The following is a 14,053-nucleotide window of genomic DNA, read 5'->3' as shown; positions in this document are numbered from 1 at the left end:
ATCAGGCCCGGATAGGGCCGTATGACCTGCCCTAGCGCGCGTGGTCCGGCCGGGGTGTTGCTAGGCGAAAGACTCCAACTCCACCCCGGCCTGCTCCAGCGCGGCGCGGACGGCGGTGGCCGCGGCCACCGCACCGGGGGTGTCGCCGTGCAGGCACAGCGAATGGGGCGTGAGCCTGACGACGGTTCCGTCAACGGCTAGGACTTCGCCTTTGAGGGCCAGGCGGAGCGCCCGTTCGACGATCTCGTCGGGGTCCTCGATCACCGATTCTTCCTCCAGCCGGGGCACCAGAGTGCCGTCCGGGAGGTAGGCGCGGTCGGCGAACGCCTCATGGAATACGGGATGGCCGGCCTCCCGGGCGAGAGCCAGCAGGACCGAGCCCTCCAGGCCTAGGATCGGCAGTCCCGGGTCGTAGGCCTGGACAGCGGCGACGACGGCCGAAGCCTGTTCGGCGTCGTGCACCGTGCGGTCGTAGAGGCCGCCGTGCAGCTTGACGTAGTCCACCGAGGCACCCACGGCGTGGGCCACGCCGTCGAGCGCCCCGAGCTGGTAAAGGACCGACCCGAACAAGTCGTCGAAGGTCATGTCCATGGCCCGGAGGCCGAAGCCGCCCAGGTCGGGGTAGCCCAGGTGGGCGCCGACCTTGACGTCGAATTCGTAGGCGCCGCGGCAGGTGTCGAGCATGGTGACGGGGTCACCGCCGTGCACACCGCAGGCCACGCTGGCGCTGGTGACGAGCGGGAACATCGCCGCGTCATCGCCCATGGTCCAGGAGCCGAAGGACTCCCCAAGGTCAGCGTTCAGATCCATAGGTACCGCCTTTCGGTGCCGGGTTCCCCGCCGGGATCGCCCGGTCCGCGTCCGCCCCAGCGGCTTCGCCGGCCGTGCCGGACGTCAGCTCCCCGGGGATGGTTTCCGGCAGGTCGCCGAAGGCTTCCTTGGCGTTGTCGATGACGGCGCGCCCCATTATCCGGTTGCCGACGCCGCCGACCACCGCGCCGATGCCGAACGGCAGCGCCCGGCCCAGCAAAGCGGTGCCCTGGCGCTTGAGCAGGTTTCGCAGGAAGGCGTGCTGGATCCGCTGCCGCACGGAGCCGAAGCCGATCAGCGGGCCCCGGCGCGCGAACAGCGTGCCCCAGGCCTGCGTGGGCCCGGAGCCCCGGCCGGCCGCTTGGCCGCTGAGGGAACTCAGCAGCGCGGTGCCTTCCTCGCCGAGCATGATGGCCATGACCAGGGTGCTGGCTCTCTCGGGATCGACCATCCGGACGCCATGGAGTTCCGCGAGCGAGGTTGCGTACAGGGCGGTGGCCTCCAGGAAGCCGACAGTCGCCGCGGCTGAGAGGCCCAGGGCGGCCACGGTGCCGACACCGGGGATGACTGCGGAGCCGCCGACGAGGGCGCCGCCGCCGGTGACCGCCGCTAGGTAGTTGCGTTCCAGGATGGCGGCGAGTTGCGCCGCGGTGGCGTGCGGGTGCTTCCGTTGCAGCCGGCGCAGGTTCGCGAGGACCAGCGGCCGCTGGATTTCCACCGCGCGCAGAAGCATGTTGTGGACGCCCGGTTTGGGCTTGCCGTCGGCGTCGAACATTGCGCTGTGGGCGGTCTTCTGGGCAATTCTCATTGCCGGGTTGCTGCGCTTGGCCATCATCGCCTCTCCGTGAATCATAAGGGTGCTGAACTTTCGTCCGCCCTTAACACTAGGCCACGACACAAACCGGCCGCCCGGGCGGCCCCTTCCCCGGCAACCGCCGGCAACCGCCAAAGCCTGGGCTACTTCTTGCCGGCCTTGAGGTCGGTGACGATCTTGGCGATCCGGCGGGATCGGGTTTCTGCCGTTTTGGCGTCTGCGATCGGCTCGACGTAGCGCCGCTGGGCGCTGTAATTCAGCGTCGCGTAGAAGGCCTTCGCCTGGGGTTCCGCGTCCAGGGCGGCGGCGAGGTCCTCGGGGACGTCGATGACCCGCGGCAGCGTGTCCAAGGCGATGTCCACCTCCACAGTGTCCCCGGCGGCGGTGCCGGTCAGTTCGCGGTTGGCCGCGCTGACCCCCACCATGTTCTGGCCGCCCATCACCGCGATGCTGCTGCGGTAGCTTCGCCCGTTGATGGTCACGACCACCGGTGGGCGCCGGCCGGCACCGAGTGCACGGACGATCTCCTCCGGGACCTCGATGCCCGCCTTGGTATCGCTGCCCTGGATGGTCGTTGTGAATTTCATGTTCACAGTATGCCTCCCGCCCGCGGTCGACGTCGGGACGCACGGCGTCGACCAGCTTAGGTCAGGGGTCGATTCGGCGTACCTCGATCGGCCACAGCCTCGCCTCTCCGAACTTGGCGGCGATTTCCACGGCGCGGCCCATGTCCGCGCAGTCGACAATGTAATACCCGGCGACGATTTCCTTCGTCTCTATGAACGGACCGTCGGTCACGCTGTAAGTACCGGAGTTATTTCGTACGAATTTGGCTTCTTCGCCGAGCTCATGGGCCTCGACAAACTCTCCGGTCGCCCGGAGTTCCTGCTGCACGGCAGCGTGGGCCCGCATAATGGCCTCGATCTCGGACGTTGGGAGTTCGTTCCAGGTCTCAACGTTGTTTTGGATGAGCAAGAGGTGTTTCATTTTCTCTCCTTCCCGGCGGCAGCCGGGCGCTTGGTCGGGTCGGATTCAAATGGCTGCGCAGGCCCTGTGCTGGTTTCAGCCAGGCGTCTGCTGAGGTAGCGGCGTTCCGCCTCGGAAGGTGCGAGGTCCCGGGCCCGCTGATACTCCCGGCTGGCCTCTGTCCTTCTGCCGAGGCGGCGCAGGAGGTCAGCTTTCGCGGCCGGCACGAGGTAGTACCCCTCGAGCGAACGTGCCTGGTCCAGCCGGTCGATGAGGTCGAGCCCCGCCGCCGGTCCTTGGGACATGGCGACGGCGACGGCGCGGTTGAGCTCAACGACCGGGGACGGGGCAATCCGCGCAAGCTCCTCGTACAGCAGCGCCACTCGTGCGTAGTCGGTACTCCCGGCATCGGGGGCCGTCATGTGGCACTCGGCGATGGCGGCCTGGACACGGTAGCTCCCGGGCCCGGTCCGGCGGGCCACGCCAACCCGATCGGCAGCGGCCAGCAGCGCCACCGCCTCCGCCGTCGCCGCCCGGTCCCAGGATCCGCGGTCCTGATCCTCCAACGTCACCAGGTCCCCGGCGGCGTCGGTGCGTGTCCTGCGCCTGGCGTGGTGGAACAGCATGAGCGCCAGGAGGCCCAAAGCCTCGGGTTCTTGCGGGGCGCCCTCCAGCAGCGCAGCCAGCAGGCGGGTGAGGCGGATCGCTTCCCGGACAAGGGGTTCGCGGCCCAATGCGTCCCCGCCGGTGGCCGAATAGCCCTCGTTGAACATGAGGTAGAGCACGGCCAGTATCCCGCTGGTGCGCTCGTGGATTAGCTCGGGCGGCGGCACCCGGTACGGTATTCCGGCGTTCCGTATCTTGGCCCGGGCCCGGACCAGCCTTTTCGACATGGTGGCCTCCGAGACCAGGAACGCCCGTGCGATCTCAGCCGTCGTCAGCCCCGCGACCGTGCGCAGCGTTAATGCCACCCTGGCTTCGAGCGGCAGGGCCGGGTGGCAACAGGTGTGGATCAGCCGCAGCCGGTCGTCGTCGGCCGCCGGATCGCTGCCGCCCTCGGTTGCCGCCACCTCGAGCTCGGCAAGAACCGCCAGGTCCCGGACCGCCCTCTTTTCACTGGCCGCACTCCGCATCCGGTCGATCGCCCGGTTCTTGGCCACGGTTGTCAGCCACGCCCCCGGATTCCTGGGGACTCCCCGCTCCGGCCAGTCGACGAGGGCGCGAGCAAACGCATCCTGGACACAGTCCTCGGCCAGGGCCCAGTCGCCGGTGATGCGGATCAGGGTGGCCGTGAGGAGCGCGGTTTCACTGACGGAGGCAGCCTCGAGGGCGGCCCGCGCCCCTGTCAGCCCCGGTTCCAAGCCGTCAGTCCTGGCATCATCAGCGTCGCGCTCCGGCCGGGCGGCTACAGCCCGAGCGGCCATACGGGCCTGATCTCGATCTTGCCGAACCGTGCCATCGGGTGTTTCGACGCCACTTCGATGGCCTCGTCGAGATCCGCGCATGCGATAACGTCATAGCCCGCGATCCACTCCTTCGTCTCCGCAAACGGCCCGTCCGAGACCACCACCTCGCCGCCGCGCACGGTGACTGTGGTGGCGTCCTCGACCGGACGCAACCGGTCGCCGTGACGGGCGACGCCGCGCGATTCCATCTCGGCCGCCCATTCCCCGATGTTATCTTCGGCGGCCACATATTCCGGCGCTGCGGGATCGTTGCAGATGAAAAGCATGTATTCCACGATGACTCCTTCTTGGGGTTGCTACACCTGTACGACGGTCGGGATGTCGCCAAAAGGACATGTGGCGGGAATTGATTCCGGGACGAGCCGGACCGCCGCTCAGTTCACCACGCGGATCACCGGGATCGACGACGTCGGCGGCCCGCTGGGGAACACCGTGGGCGGCGGGCTGACGACCTCGTGCAGCGGCACGTTCACCGGTTCGCTGCCGACGGTAAACCGTTCACCGCGCACATCGACCTCCGCCGGGGCAGCGCCGCTGAGGGTCAGGCGGAGTGCCGCGCGGTCCAGTTCTACGTGCAGCAACCCGCCCCGGAGCATCAGGTGAAAGTCCAGGGAACCCCAGTCGGCGGGCAGCCGCGGATCGAAATAAGGAACTTCGCCTTGGTCCCGGAGCCCTGCGAATCCGCTGACCAGCGCGCTCCAGACCCCGCCGGCGGAGGCGATGTGCACGCCGTCGATCGTATTGCCGTGCGTGTCGTCCAGGTCGATGTACAGGGCGTGGATGAAGTGCTCCAGCGCGGCGTTGCTGTGGCCCACTTCCGCGGCCATGATGCCCTGCACACAGGCCGACAGGGTGGAGTCACCGGTCGTGATCGGGTCGTAGAAGTCGAAGGCACGGCGTTTCTCCTCGGCGCTGAAGTCCTGCCAGAGCAGAAACATCGCCAGGACCGTGTCAGCCTGCTTGAGGACCTGGTGCCGGTAGATCACGAGCGGGTGGAAGTTCAGCAACAGCGGGTATTTGGACCGCGGCGTGTCCCAGTCCCACGGCTCGAGGGTCATGAAGTCGTTGTCCTGCGAGTAGACCTGGAGGTCCTCGTCGTAGGGCAGCTGCATCCGGTTCGCGGCCTGCCCCCACAGCTCCCGCTCGGCGTCGTCGATCGCCGGATGGTCCAGCGCCGCCGCGGCCCGCAGATTAAAGCGGGCCATGACGTTGGTGTACAGGTTGTCATTGACGACGGCGGTGTACTCGTCCGGGCCGGTGACGCCGTGGATGTGGAACAGCCCGTCCTTGCCGAAGAAGCCCAGCGAGGCCCACATCCGCGCCGTCTCGATCAGCAACTCGGCGCCCAGGGTCTCCTTGAACTCCGTGTCCCCGGTAGCCCAGTTGTAGCGGTTCGTGGCGAAGGCGACCGCTGCGGCGATGTGGAACTGCGCGGTGCCGGCGGCGTAGTAGGCGCTGGCCTCCAGGCCGTTGATGGTGCGCCAGGGGAACAGGGCGCCGTCCACGCTGAGCTCCTTGGCGCGGACCCTGGCTTCGGGAAGCAGTGCATGGCGGAATTCAAGGACCTGGCGGGCGTTCCCGGGACTGGTGTACGTCAGGTATGGCAGCAGGTACACCTCCTGGTCCCAGAAGTAGTGTCCGTCGTAACCGGAGCCGGACACGCCCTTGGCCGGGATCCCGGCGACGTCGGCGCAGGCAGTGGCCTGCGCCAGCTGGAAAAGGTTCCAGCGGACGGCCTGCTGCAGTTCGGCCTGGCCGCCCACCACGATGTCGCTGGTGGTCCAGTAGGCGCGGTAGTGTGCGTGGCTCTGGGCGAAGATCGCGGCCACCGGAAGCAGGGCGGCCTCGGCGGTGTCGGCGAGGTCTTCGTCCGCGGACCATCCCACCGCGTAGCTGACGCTTTTCTCCAGCACGAACGGTGCGTCCGCGCTGATGGCGAGGACGTACCGGACGCTGCTGTCGTCCTGGTCGATCAGGGTGTCGAACGGCTGGACGCCGGCGGAGGTCCAGTGGTCCACCGCCATGCCGAGCCGCTGCTTGGACTCGGCGGCCTCCCACGACAGCCGGAGCGAGCCGTCACCGCCGTCGAGCCGCACCGGGAGCAGCACGCGTCCGGCGTGCCGGCCGGCGCGGCGCGGGTCATGGGCGGAGTGGTCCCCCGCCGGCTGGTCCTGCCGGTTGACCACCGCTGAGGTCACGTCGGCGGAGATATCGCGGTCGGCCGCAAGTTCCAGGGAGATGCCGAGGGCCCCGCGGGCCTCGTACCCCACCGCGCGGCGTTCCGTGGTGGTCACGGCGGCGCCGGAGCGGCACTGCCAGACGATCCGGCATTCGTACACGCCCGTGGCGAAGTCCACACTGCGCCGGTAGTCCAAAACCGTGGACTCCGCCAGGGTGAGCAGCTCGCCGTCGACCACCACGACAAAGTTGTTGGCGTCCGGAACGTACAGGATGCGTTGGCCCGTGCGGGCGAAGCCATAGGCGTTTTCGGCGTGCTTGATGTCCCAGATCTCGTGGAAGCCGTTGATGAAGCTGCCCGGAAGCTCGGCGTCGGCGGCCGCCCAGTGCGCGCCCCGGATGCCGAGGTGGCCATTGCCGAGGCTGAAAAGTGTTTCCAGGGCTCCGGCGTTGCCCGGCAGGTGGACGGTTTCCACGAGCTTCCAGGGATCATTGGGGAACCTGGCGCGGTCCGAAGTGATGAGTGCCATGGTTGGGGTCCTTTGGCAGTGATGGTTGTGCGGACGGGTGGTGCGGTTTGGTGGCCCGGCGGCCGTGTGGCCGACGGCCGGGCGGCCGGCTAGAGCAGTTCGGCCAGATCGTTGACCACGATCGTGGCGCCGGCGTCGAGCAGGGTCGCCCGGCCGGCGCCGCGATCCACGCCGATGACCGAGTGGAAGCTCCCCGCGCTTCCAGCCTGGACACCGGACACTGCATCTTCGACGACGATGCATTCTTCGCTGGGAAGCCCAAGCAGACGTGCCGCGTACTGGTAGGTGGCCGGGCTCGGCTTACCGGGAAGGCCTTCGGCCACGGCGACGATGCCGTCGACCACCACCGGGAAATAGTCCGAGAGTCCGGCGGCCTTGAGCACCGGGACGGCATTCCGAGAGGAGGAGACGACGGCGAGCTTGAGGCCGCGCGTGAGCGCGGCCTCAATGAAGCGGACGGAACCTTCATAGGGCTTGACGCCGCCGGCCGCGACAATGTCGTTGAAAACCTTGTTCTTGCGGTTGCCGAGGCCGTGGACGGTGTCGTGGGCTGGATCGTCATCCGCCGGGCCCTCGGGCAGCACAATGCCGCGCGAGGCCAGGAAGTCGCGGACGCCGTCGAAGCGGGGCTTGCCGTCGATGTGGTCGAAGTAGTCGCTCTCGCGGTAATGCGCCGCCCCGGGCACCCCCTCAAGGAAGCCGTCGAAGAGTTCCTGCCAGGCGCGCTCGTGCACGATGGCGGTGGGGGTCAGTACGCCGTCGAGGTCGAACAGGATGGCGGACGCGCCGGCGAGCGGGGCGCCGCTCAAATTCTCGGTCATGGATCAGATGTCCTTTCAGACGGTGGCGTGGACATTCTTGGGCGGTCAAGGGCTCCGCGGAACAGCGCCGGGGCGGCGGGCGTTGTTCGGGGGCGGCCGGCATCAGCGTCGGCGGGTCCTCCCGCGCTTCGGCGTCGTGATTTCGACCGGCTGGCGGGCGGGGAGCAGCGACTGGCGGCCGGGGAGCAGCGCAAACTCCGTGCGGTGGGGTCTGTCGCTCGCCTGGACGGCAGCGAACAGGCCCTGATCGCCACGCTGCGCAATCACGGTAAGGCCGGGGAACGGGTGGACTGCCGGGAAGGCGGGAGCGTCCGGGAGGGTCGTGCGGGGAGCCTTAGCCATGCGACACGGGCCTGGACCTTTCTTCCCCCTGCAGTAGTGGGCCGATCAAATTGGCCAAAATAAAGTGTAAGCGCTTACAAATTCGGTGCGCAAGGGGCCGCGCTGCTTCCTGGCTAGGTCCGGCGGCTTGGGCTCGGCCTCGGGGCGAGGCCGGCGTCGGATGCCATTCAGCGCAGCACATAGTGGCGCAAGAAAGCGCCCACGTCGACCAGTTCCGCCGCAGAGATCGAATGGCCCATGCCGGGGTAGCTGCGCGCTGTCAGTTGCGTGTTCCGGTGCAGCCATTCCGCGGTGTGCGCGGTGGCGGCGTCGTTGATCACGACATCCTGCTTATCGCGTCCCCAGAAGAACGGGGGCCGCACGTCGAACGACTCGCTCATCGCCAGCAGTTCGTTATCCAGCACGAATCCGGACAGCCCGACCACCGCGCGAAACCCTTCCGGCCGCAGCCGTAGCAGTGTGCTCGCCATCGCCATGCCCTGGGAGTAGCCGAACAGGCTGACGCTGCTGTGCCGTGCCTTGGCCCCCTCGATCCAGTTGAACACCGCATTCGTGGCGGAGACGACGTCCGCAAAATCGTGGGTGAGAAAGTAGTCCAGCAGGAACCAGCCGTAGTGGTCGCCGATCACCTTGGGCCCGCGAAGCGAGGCGCAGGTGAACTCGGGCGGCAGGGCGCCGAACAGTTGCGCCATGCGAGTCTCGTCCGTGCCGTAGCCGTGCAGCATCACCAGCAGCGGCGTGCCGGTCCGCTCGGTCTCCGGCTTCGACCAGACGACGGTCTCCATGGGGCTAGCCTAGCCATCGCTCGGCGGGGGCGCCCGGCCGCCGGCCGCCGCCCGCGCCCAAAAACCCTCCGGACGCTGGGCGGTGCGGCCGAACTAGGTCACAACGGAGTGAATTTACGGCGGGCCTGCGCCGAAATCGTTGAAACGACATGTACCGGGCTGTAGCGTGACGGTGGACAGCATGCTTAGCAATACCTATCGGTCCCCCGGACATCAAGGAGCAAGTCATGAGAATCGGTTCCTCCATTTTCCTTATCGCCCTCGGCGCCATCCTTGCCTGGGCCATCACGCCCGGGTTGATCCCGAATGTCGACCAGACCATGATTGGCTACATCCTCATGGTCGTCGGCGTAATTGGACTGATCGCGTCCCTGATCCTGGCCTCCCCCGGCCGCAGCCGCACCCGCCGCGTCAGCGAAACCCGCTCCGTTATCGACCCCAACACCGGCGAAACCATCACCCGCAATGAAAGCCGCGACGCCGGGATCTGATCCCGAGGCGCAGCACGCGCCAGCCAGCCGACCTGACGCCGGGCCGGACCGTAAAGGTCGGGCCCGGCGTCAGCCGTTTAACCCGGCGCGCTCCAAGCACTTGCGGACGTGGCGGGCGCCAAGCAACGAGCGGGCACGTCCCACCCCTGGCCCGAAAACTGGGCATGTCCAGTCCTCGGCCCGGCGGATGTACATACGCCCGAAATGCCCACCCTTCGGCCCGAAGACTGGGCATGTCCCACCCAGGGACTCTCCCCCACTGGACATGCCCCGAGTCCAGGCGGAGCACCGGACATGTCCCCCGCGCCCGATCAGCACCGGACATGTCCCCCGCGCCCGATCAGCACTGCGCATGTCCCCAAGCCCGCGGCACCAGGAACGGACATGACCCCCGCGCCACGGAAAATCTTTCTGCGTTCTTGTTGCTTTTCGTTGACAAAGCCACACGAACAAAGATAAAGTCAATCAATTCCACTTCGATGTGATCGGCGTCACCGACGCCTCGCAGCACCGGAGCCGGGATTGCAGCACCCGACTCAGCAGCATCACAGCACCAATCGCAGTAGCACCACTGAACCAACCGTCGCAATGGAGGGCACGTGTTCGCAGAGGAACGCCAGCAACTGATCGTTGAGCTCGTCGCCGCCAGCGGCCGTGCCAGTGTCACGGACCTCGCCGAGCGTTTCAGCATCACCACCGAAACCGTCCGCCGCGACCTGGCCGCCCTTGAGATCGCCGGCACCGTCCGCCGGGTCCATGGGGGCGCCGTGTCGCCGGAACGCTTCAGCACGACGGAAGAAAGCATCCTCGAGCGCACGGTGCAGCGGCAATCCGAGAAGACCCGGATCGCCGAAGCGGCCCTCGCGCTCATCCCGCAAGGCCGGTCCGGAAGCGTCCTGATCGACGCCGGTTCCACCACTGAGGCCCTCGCGGAAATGCTCGCCGCCCGGACGGCGGGCACAGGAGCAGCCGGCACCGGAGCCGCGGGCGCCGGTGTCCCGGGCGAGGTCGAACTCGTCGTCATCACCCACGCGCTGCCCATCGCGGCGAAGCTGTCCGGTGAGTCGGGCATCTCCCTGCACCTGCTCGGCGGCAAGGTCCGCGGCCTGACCCAGGCCGCCGTCGGGCAGTCCACGGTGGAAGCCGCCCGTCGGATCCGGCCCGACATCGCGTTCATCGGCACCAACGGTATTTCCGCGGCCTTCGGGCTGAGCACTCCCGATCCTGAAGAAGCGGCCGTCAAGGCAGCCTTCGTCCATTCAGCGCGCCGCATTGTGGTGCTGGCTGATGCCTCCAAGCTGGACACGGAAACGCTGGTCCAGTTCGCCTCCCTGAAAGATCTGGACACCGTGATCACAGACACGAATCCCAGCCCGGCCCTCACCGCGGCCCTCGCGGACGCGGGAGTGGAGGTGGTGGTCGTATGATCGTCACCCTCACCGCCAATCCCAGCCTGGACCGCACCGTGGCACTGCCCGGCCCGCTGCTCCGAGGGGAGGTCCAGCGCGCTGTTTCCRTCCGGCAGGAGTCCGGCGGCAAGGGCGTCAACGTCTCCCGCGCCCTCGTGGCCTCCGGGCTGAAGACCCTGGCGGTCCTGCCGGGCGGCGAAGCCGATCCCGTCCTCGCGGGGCTGCGGGACACCGACGTGCCGTTCGCGGCGCTGCCCATCGGCGAGGCGCTGCGCAGCAACGTGGCGCTGACGGAGCCCGGCGGCGTCACCACCAAGATCAACGAGCCCGGCCCGGTCCTGAGCGCCGAGCAGCAGGAAGCCCTGATCGAGCTGCTGCTGGAATCCGCCCGCGGCGCCAGCTGGGTGGTCCTGGCCGGCTCGCTCCCACCGGGGGTCCCGACCGACTTCTACGCCACCGTCACCCGGCGGCTGCGCTCCTTGCACGACGACGGCACCGAGACACCCCTCATCGCCGTCGACTCATCCGGTGAACCGCTCGCCGCCGCGATCTCCGGGGACGCCCTCGGGAAACCGGATCTACTCAAACCCAATGCCGAGGAACTGGCGGAACTGGCTGCCGCAGCCGGATTCGCCACGAACAAATCCGCCGAGGAACTCGAAGCCGATCCGGAGGCTGCCGCGGCAGCCGCCGCCGCCGTCGTGCGTTCCGGAGTGGGTGCCGTACTCGCCACCCTCGGTTCCAGGGGTGCGGTCCTTGTAACGGCCGACGGCGCGTGGCTGGCCACGCACCCGCCGGTCAAGGCGGTCAGCACGGTCGGCGCGGGCGATTCCTCGCTGGCCGGCTACCTGCTCGCCTCCGACCAGGGCGCCGCCCCGGCCGATTGTCTGCGTCAGGCGGTGGCCCATGGTGCCGCCGCTGCCTCCTTGCCGGGCTCCACCGTCCCGGCAGTTCACCAAACTACGCCCGATGCCGTTACCATCACGGCCCTGAAGAAGGATTGACAGTGACCCAGCTCATTACTACCGAACTGGTCGAGCTCGACCAGAATCTGGGCAATTCGCCCGAAGACGTGATCCGGCACCTGGCAGGCAGAGTTGCGGCCAACGGACGCGCCACCGAAGTCGAGGGGCTCTTCGCCGACGCCTTCGCCCGCGAGTCGAAGACCGCCACCGGCGTACCGGGCGGCATCGCGATCCCGCATTGCCGCTCGACGGCGGTCCTGGAGCCGACGCTGGCCATGGCCCGACTGTCCCAGCCGGTCGACTTCGGCGCCAAGGACGGCCCGGCGGATCTGGTATTCTTCATCGCCGCACCTGAGGGCGCGGACCAGGAGCACCTCAAGCTGCTGTCCAGGCTGGCCCGCTCCCTGATCAAAAAGGACTTCACCGGAGCCCTGCGGGCCGCATCGTCGCAGGCCGAAGTCGTGGAACTGGTCGAAGCCGCCCTGGCTGACAAACCCGCCGCTGCCACCCCGGCCGAAGCCAGCGTGCCGGCCGCGCCGGTCACCGCCGGCGCTACAGCCGCGGGAGCCGGCGCCCCGCGCACGAAGCGGCTCGTCGCCGTCACCGCCTGCCCCACGGGCATCGCCCACACCTACATGGCGGCCGACTCCCTCGTGGCGGCGGCCAAGGAAATGGGCGTCGACCTGCAAGTGGAGACCCAGGGTTCCTCCGGAGCGAAGGCCCTGGACCCGGCCGTGATCGCCGCGGCCGACGCCGTCATCTTCGCCGTCGACGTCGATGTGCGCGGCAAGGAGCGGTTCGCCGGCAAGCCGGTCATCAACGCCCCGGTCAAGCGGGGCATCGACGAGCCGGAGAAGATGGTCCAGGAGGCCCTCGCCGCGGCCGACAATCCCAACGCCCGGCGTGTGCCGCACTTCGGCGCCGAGGAACAGGCCCAGCACGACGCCGAGGAAAAGGGCGAGCACATCGGCCAGAAGCTTAAGAAGGCGTTGCTCACCGGCGTCAGTTACATGATCCCGTTCGTCGCCGGCGGCGGCTTGCTGATCGCCCTCGGCTTCCTCATGGGCGGCTACCTGATCACCAAGTACGCGGACAACATCGTGGTCCAGAACAGCCTCTTCAACCTGCCCACCGAGTTTCCGGACAACGCCTGGGGTCCGCTCGGCGCCTACCTCGGTGCCGTGCTGTTCAAGATCGGCGCGCTGTCGCTGGGCTTCCTGGTACCGGCGCTGGCCGGCTACATCGCCTACGGCATCGCCGACCGGCCGGGCATCGCACCGGGCTTCGTCGCCGGCGCCGTCGCGGGCTTCATGGGCGCCGGCTTCCTGGGCGGCATCGTCGGCGGTCTGCTCGCTGGCTACATCGCCCTCGTGATCGGCCGGCTCCAGGTGGCCCGTTGGCTGCGCGGTCTGATGCCGGTGGTTATCATCCCGCTGCTGGCCTCGTTGGTCGCCTCCGGCCTGATGTTCATCATCCTGGGCGGACCGATCGTTGCCATCACCAAGGGTCTGAACACCTGGTTGTCCGGCCTCACCGGCGCCAGCGCGATCGCCCTCGGTGTGATCCTGGGCCTGATGATGTGCTTCGACCTCGGTGGCCCGGTCAACAAGGTCGCCTACTCCTTCGCCGTCGCAGGCCTGGGCGCCGCCAGCATGGACAACCAGGCGCCATGGCAGATCATGGCCGCGGTCATGGCTGCCGGCATGGTCCCGCCGCTGGCGATGGCCCTCGCCTCGACGGTGCTGGACAAGCAGCGCTTCAGCCTGGCCGAACGTGAAAACGGCAAAGCCGCTTGGTTGCTGGGAGCCTCCTTCATCTCCGAAGGTGCCATCCCCTTCGCCGCCGCCGACCCGCTGCGCGTCATCCCCGCCAGCATGCTCGGCGGTGCGGTCACCGGCGCCATCTCGATGGCGGCCGGCGTCGGGTCCAAGGCACCGCACGGCGGGCTCTTCGTCTTCTTCGCGATCGACAACTTCCTGATGTTCGTCGTCGCGATCGCCGTGGGCACCGTGATCACGGCCCTGTCGGTGATCGCGCTCAAGCGCTGGGCAGTCAAGAAGACCGTTGATACGGTTGAACCGGTTCCCGTAACCGTCTGAGCCGGTCCGCGACAGACCTTCCAAGCTGATCATCCAAAGCTGAATTCAAGGAGCAGAAATGACCGAACGTAACGCCACCATTGCCAGCCGCGTGGGGCTGCATGCCCGCCCGGCCGCCATCTTCGCCGAGGCCGCAGGCGAGTTCGATCTCGACATCACCATCGCGCGGCTCGGCGAACCCGAGGACGAGGCCATGGACGCCGCCAGCATCCTGTCGCTGATGAGCCTGGGCGCATCGCACGGCGAGGTTGTGGTGCTGCGGGCCGAGGGCGACGGCGCCGACGCCGCCCTCGACCGCCTGGTCCAGATCCTTGAGACGGACCACGACGCCGAATAGCAGTACCCCCTGCACGGCCGCAGGCCCGTCGCCCCTCTCG

General features: G+C 68.2%; 15 protein-coding genes. 5 read left to right on the top strand and 10 right to left on the bottom strand.

The genetic code is table 11. From position 1 onward, the window contains the following. Positions 1-60: 60 nt before the first annotated feature. The 10 genes from AC1DGI_RS00170 to AC1DGI_RS00125 form a co-directional block, all read right to left on the bottom strand. Complete coding sequence (locus AC1DGI_RS00170; RefSeq protein WP_441400260.1) at positions 61-810, bottom strand: LamB/YcsF family protein; 750 nt, start codon at positions 808-810, stop codon at positions 61-63. After that, positions 794-1,642, bottom strand: coding sequence for a hypothetical protein (locus AC1DGI_RS00165; RefSeq protein ID WP_476897512.1), 849 nt, complete (start codon positions 1,640-1,642; stop codon positions 794-796). The genes AC1DGI_RS00170 and AC1DGI_RS00165 overlap by 17 nt, the downstream gene beginning before the upstream one ends. Positions 1,643-1,767: 125 nt before the next feature. After that, on the bottom strand, positions 1,768-2,211 hold the full coding sequence (locus tag AC1DGI_RS00160) for a YdeI/OmpD-associated family protein (RefSeq protein ID WP_441400258.1): 444 nt from the start codon (positions 2,209-2,211) through the stop codon (positions 1,768-1,770). Between the two features lie 61 nt (positions 2,212-2,272). Beyond that, entirely contained in the window at positions 2,273-2,611 is a 339-nt protein-coding gene (locus AC1DGI_RS00155; protein ID WP_441400256.1) for a YciI family protein, read from the bottom strand. Beyond that, positions 2,608-4,014 carry an RNA polymerase sigma factor gene (locus AC1DGI_RS00150; protein WP_476897310.1) on the bottom strand — a complete coding sequence of 469 codons (1,407 nt, stop codon included), beginning with the start codon at positions 4,012-4,014 and terminating at the stop codon, positions 2,608-2,610. Before AC1DGI_RS00150 ends, AC1DGI_RS00155 begins: the two co-directional genes overlap by 4 nt. Beyond that, positions 3,996-4,322, bottom strand: a complete 327-nt coding sequence (locus AC1DGI_RS00145; protein WP_476897511.1) for a YciI family protein — start codon at positions 4,320-4,322, stop codon at positions 3,996-3,998. Before AC1DGI_RS00145 ends, AC1DGI_RS00150 begins: the two co-directional genes overlap by 19 nt. 108 nt (positions 4,323-4,430) lie before the next feature. After that, the gene (locus AC1DGI_RS00140; RefSeq protein WP_476897309.1) at positions 4,431-6,764 is read right to left on the bottom strand and encodes a glycoside hydrolase family 65 protein; all 2,334 of its coding nucleotides are present in this window, start codon (positions 6,762-6,764) and stop codon (positions 4,431-4,433) included. 89 nt (positions 6,765-6,853) lie between these two features. Then, the gene (locus AC1DGI_RS00135) at positions 6,854-7,585 is read right to left on the bottom strand and encodes an HAD family hydrolase (protein ID WP_476897308.1); all 732 of its coding nucleotides are present in this window, start codon (positions 7,583-7,585) and stop codon (positions 6,854-6,856) included. 102 nt (positions 7,586-7,687) lie between these two features. Next, positions 7,688-7,927 carry a hypothetical protein gene (locus AC1DGI_RS00130; protein ID WP_476897307.1) on the bottom strand — a complete coding sequence of 80 codons (240 nt, stop codon included), beginning with the start codon at positions 7,925-7,927 and terminating at the stop codon, positions 7,688-7,690. A gap of 167 nt (positions 7,928-8,094) precedes the next feature. After that, positions 8,095-8,712, bottom strand: a complete 618-nt coding sequence (locus AC1DGI_RS00125; RefSeq protein WP_476897306.1) for an alpha/beta hydrolase — start codon at positions 8,710-8,712, stop codon at positions 8,095-8,097. A gap of 227 nt (positions 8,713-8,939) precedes the next feature. On the opposite strand from AC1DGI_RS00125, the gene AC1DGI_RS00120 reads away from it, so the two are divergent. From AC1DGI_RS00120 to AC1DGI_RS00100, 5 genes are all read left to right on the top strand, one after another. Next, the gene (locus AC1DGI_RS00120; RefSeq protein ID WP_441401771.1) at positions 8,940-9,203 is read left to right on the top strand and encodes a DUF6458 family protein; all 264 of its coding nucleotides are present in this window, start codon (positions 8,940-8,942) and stop codon (positions 9,201-9,203) included. A gap of 599 nt (positions 9,204-9,802) precedes the next feature. Next, on the top strand, positions 9,803-10,630 hold the full coding sequence (locus AC1DGI_RS00115) for a DeoR/GlpR family DNA-binding transcription regulator (protein WP_476897305.1): 828 nt from the start codon (positions 9,803-9,805) through the stop codon (positions 10,628-10,630). Continuing rightward, complete coding sequence (locus AC1DGI_RS00110; protein WP_476897304.1) at positions 10,627-11,616, top strand: 1-phosphofructokinase family hexose kinase; 990 nt, start codon at positions 10,627-10,629, stop codon at positions 11,614-11,616. Before AC1DGI_RS00115 ends, AC1DGI_RS00110 begins: the two co-directional genes overlap by 4 nt. Before the next feature lie 2 nt (positions 11,617-11,618). Further along, entirely contained in the window at positions 11,619-13,676 is a 2,058-nt protein-coding gene (locus AC1DGI_RS00105; RefSeq protein ID WP_441402246.1) for a PTS fructose transporter subunit IIABC, read from the top strand. A 58-nt stretch (positions 13,677-13,734) separates the two neighbouring features. After that, positions 13,735-14,013: an HPr family phosphocarrier protein gene (locus tag AC1DGI_RS00100; RefSeq protein WP_441402245.1), complete on the top strand. Its 279-nt coding sequence runs from the start codon at positions 13,735-13,737 to the stop codon at positions 14,011-14,013. Positions 14,014-14,053 lie beyond the last annotated feature (40 nt).

The organism is Arthrobacter sp. 05N428_2, assembly GCF_056397065.1.
This window is presented reverse-complemented; position numbering and strand designations above follow the sequence as displayed.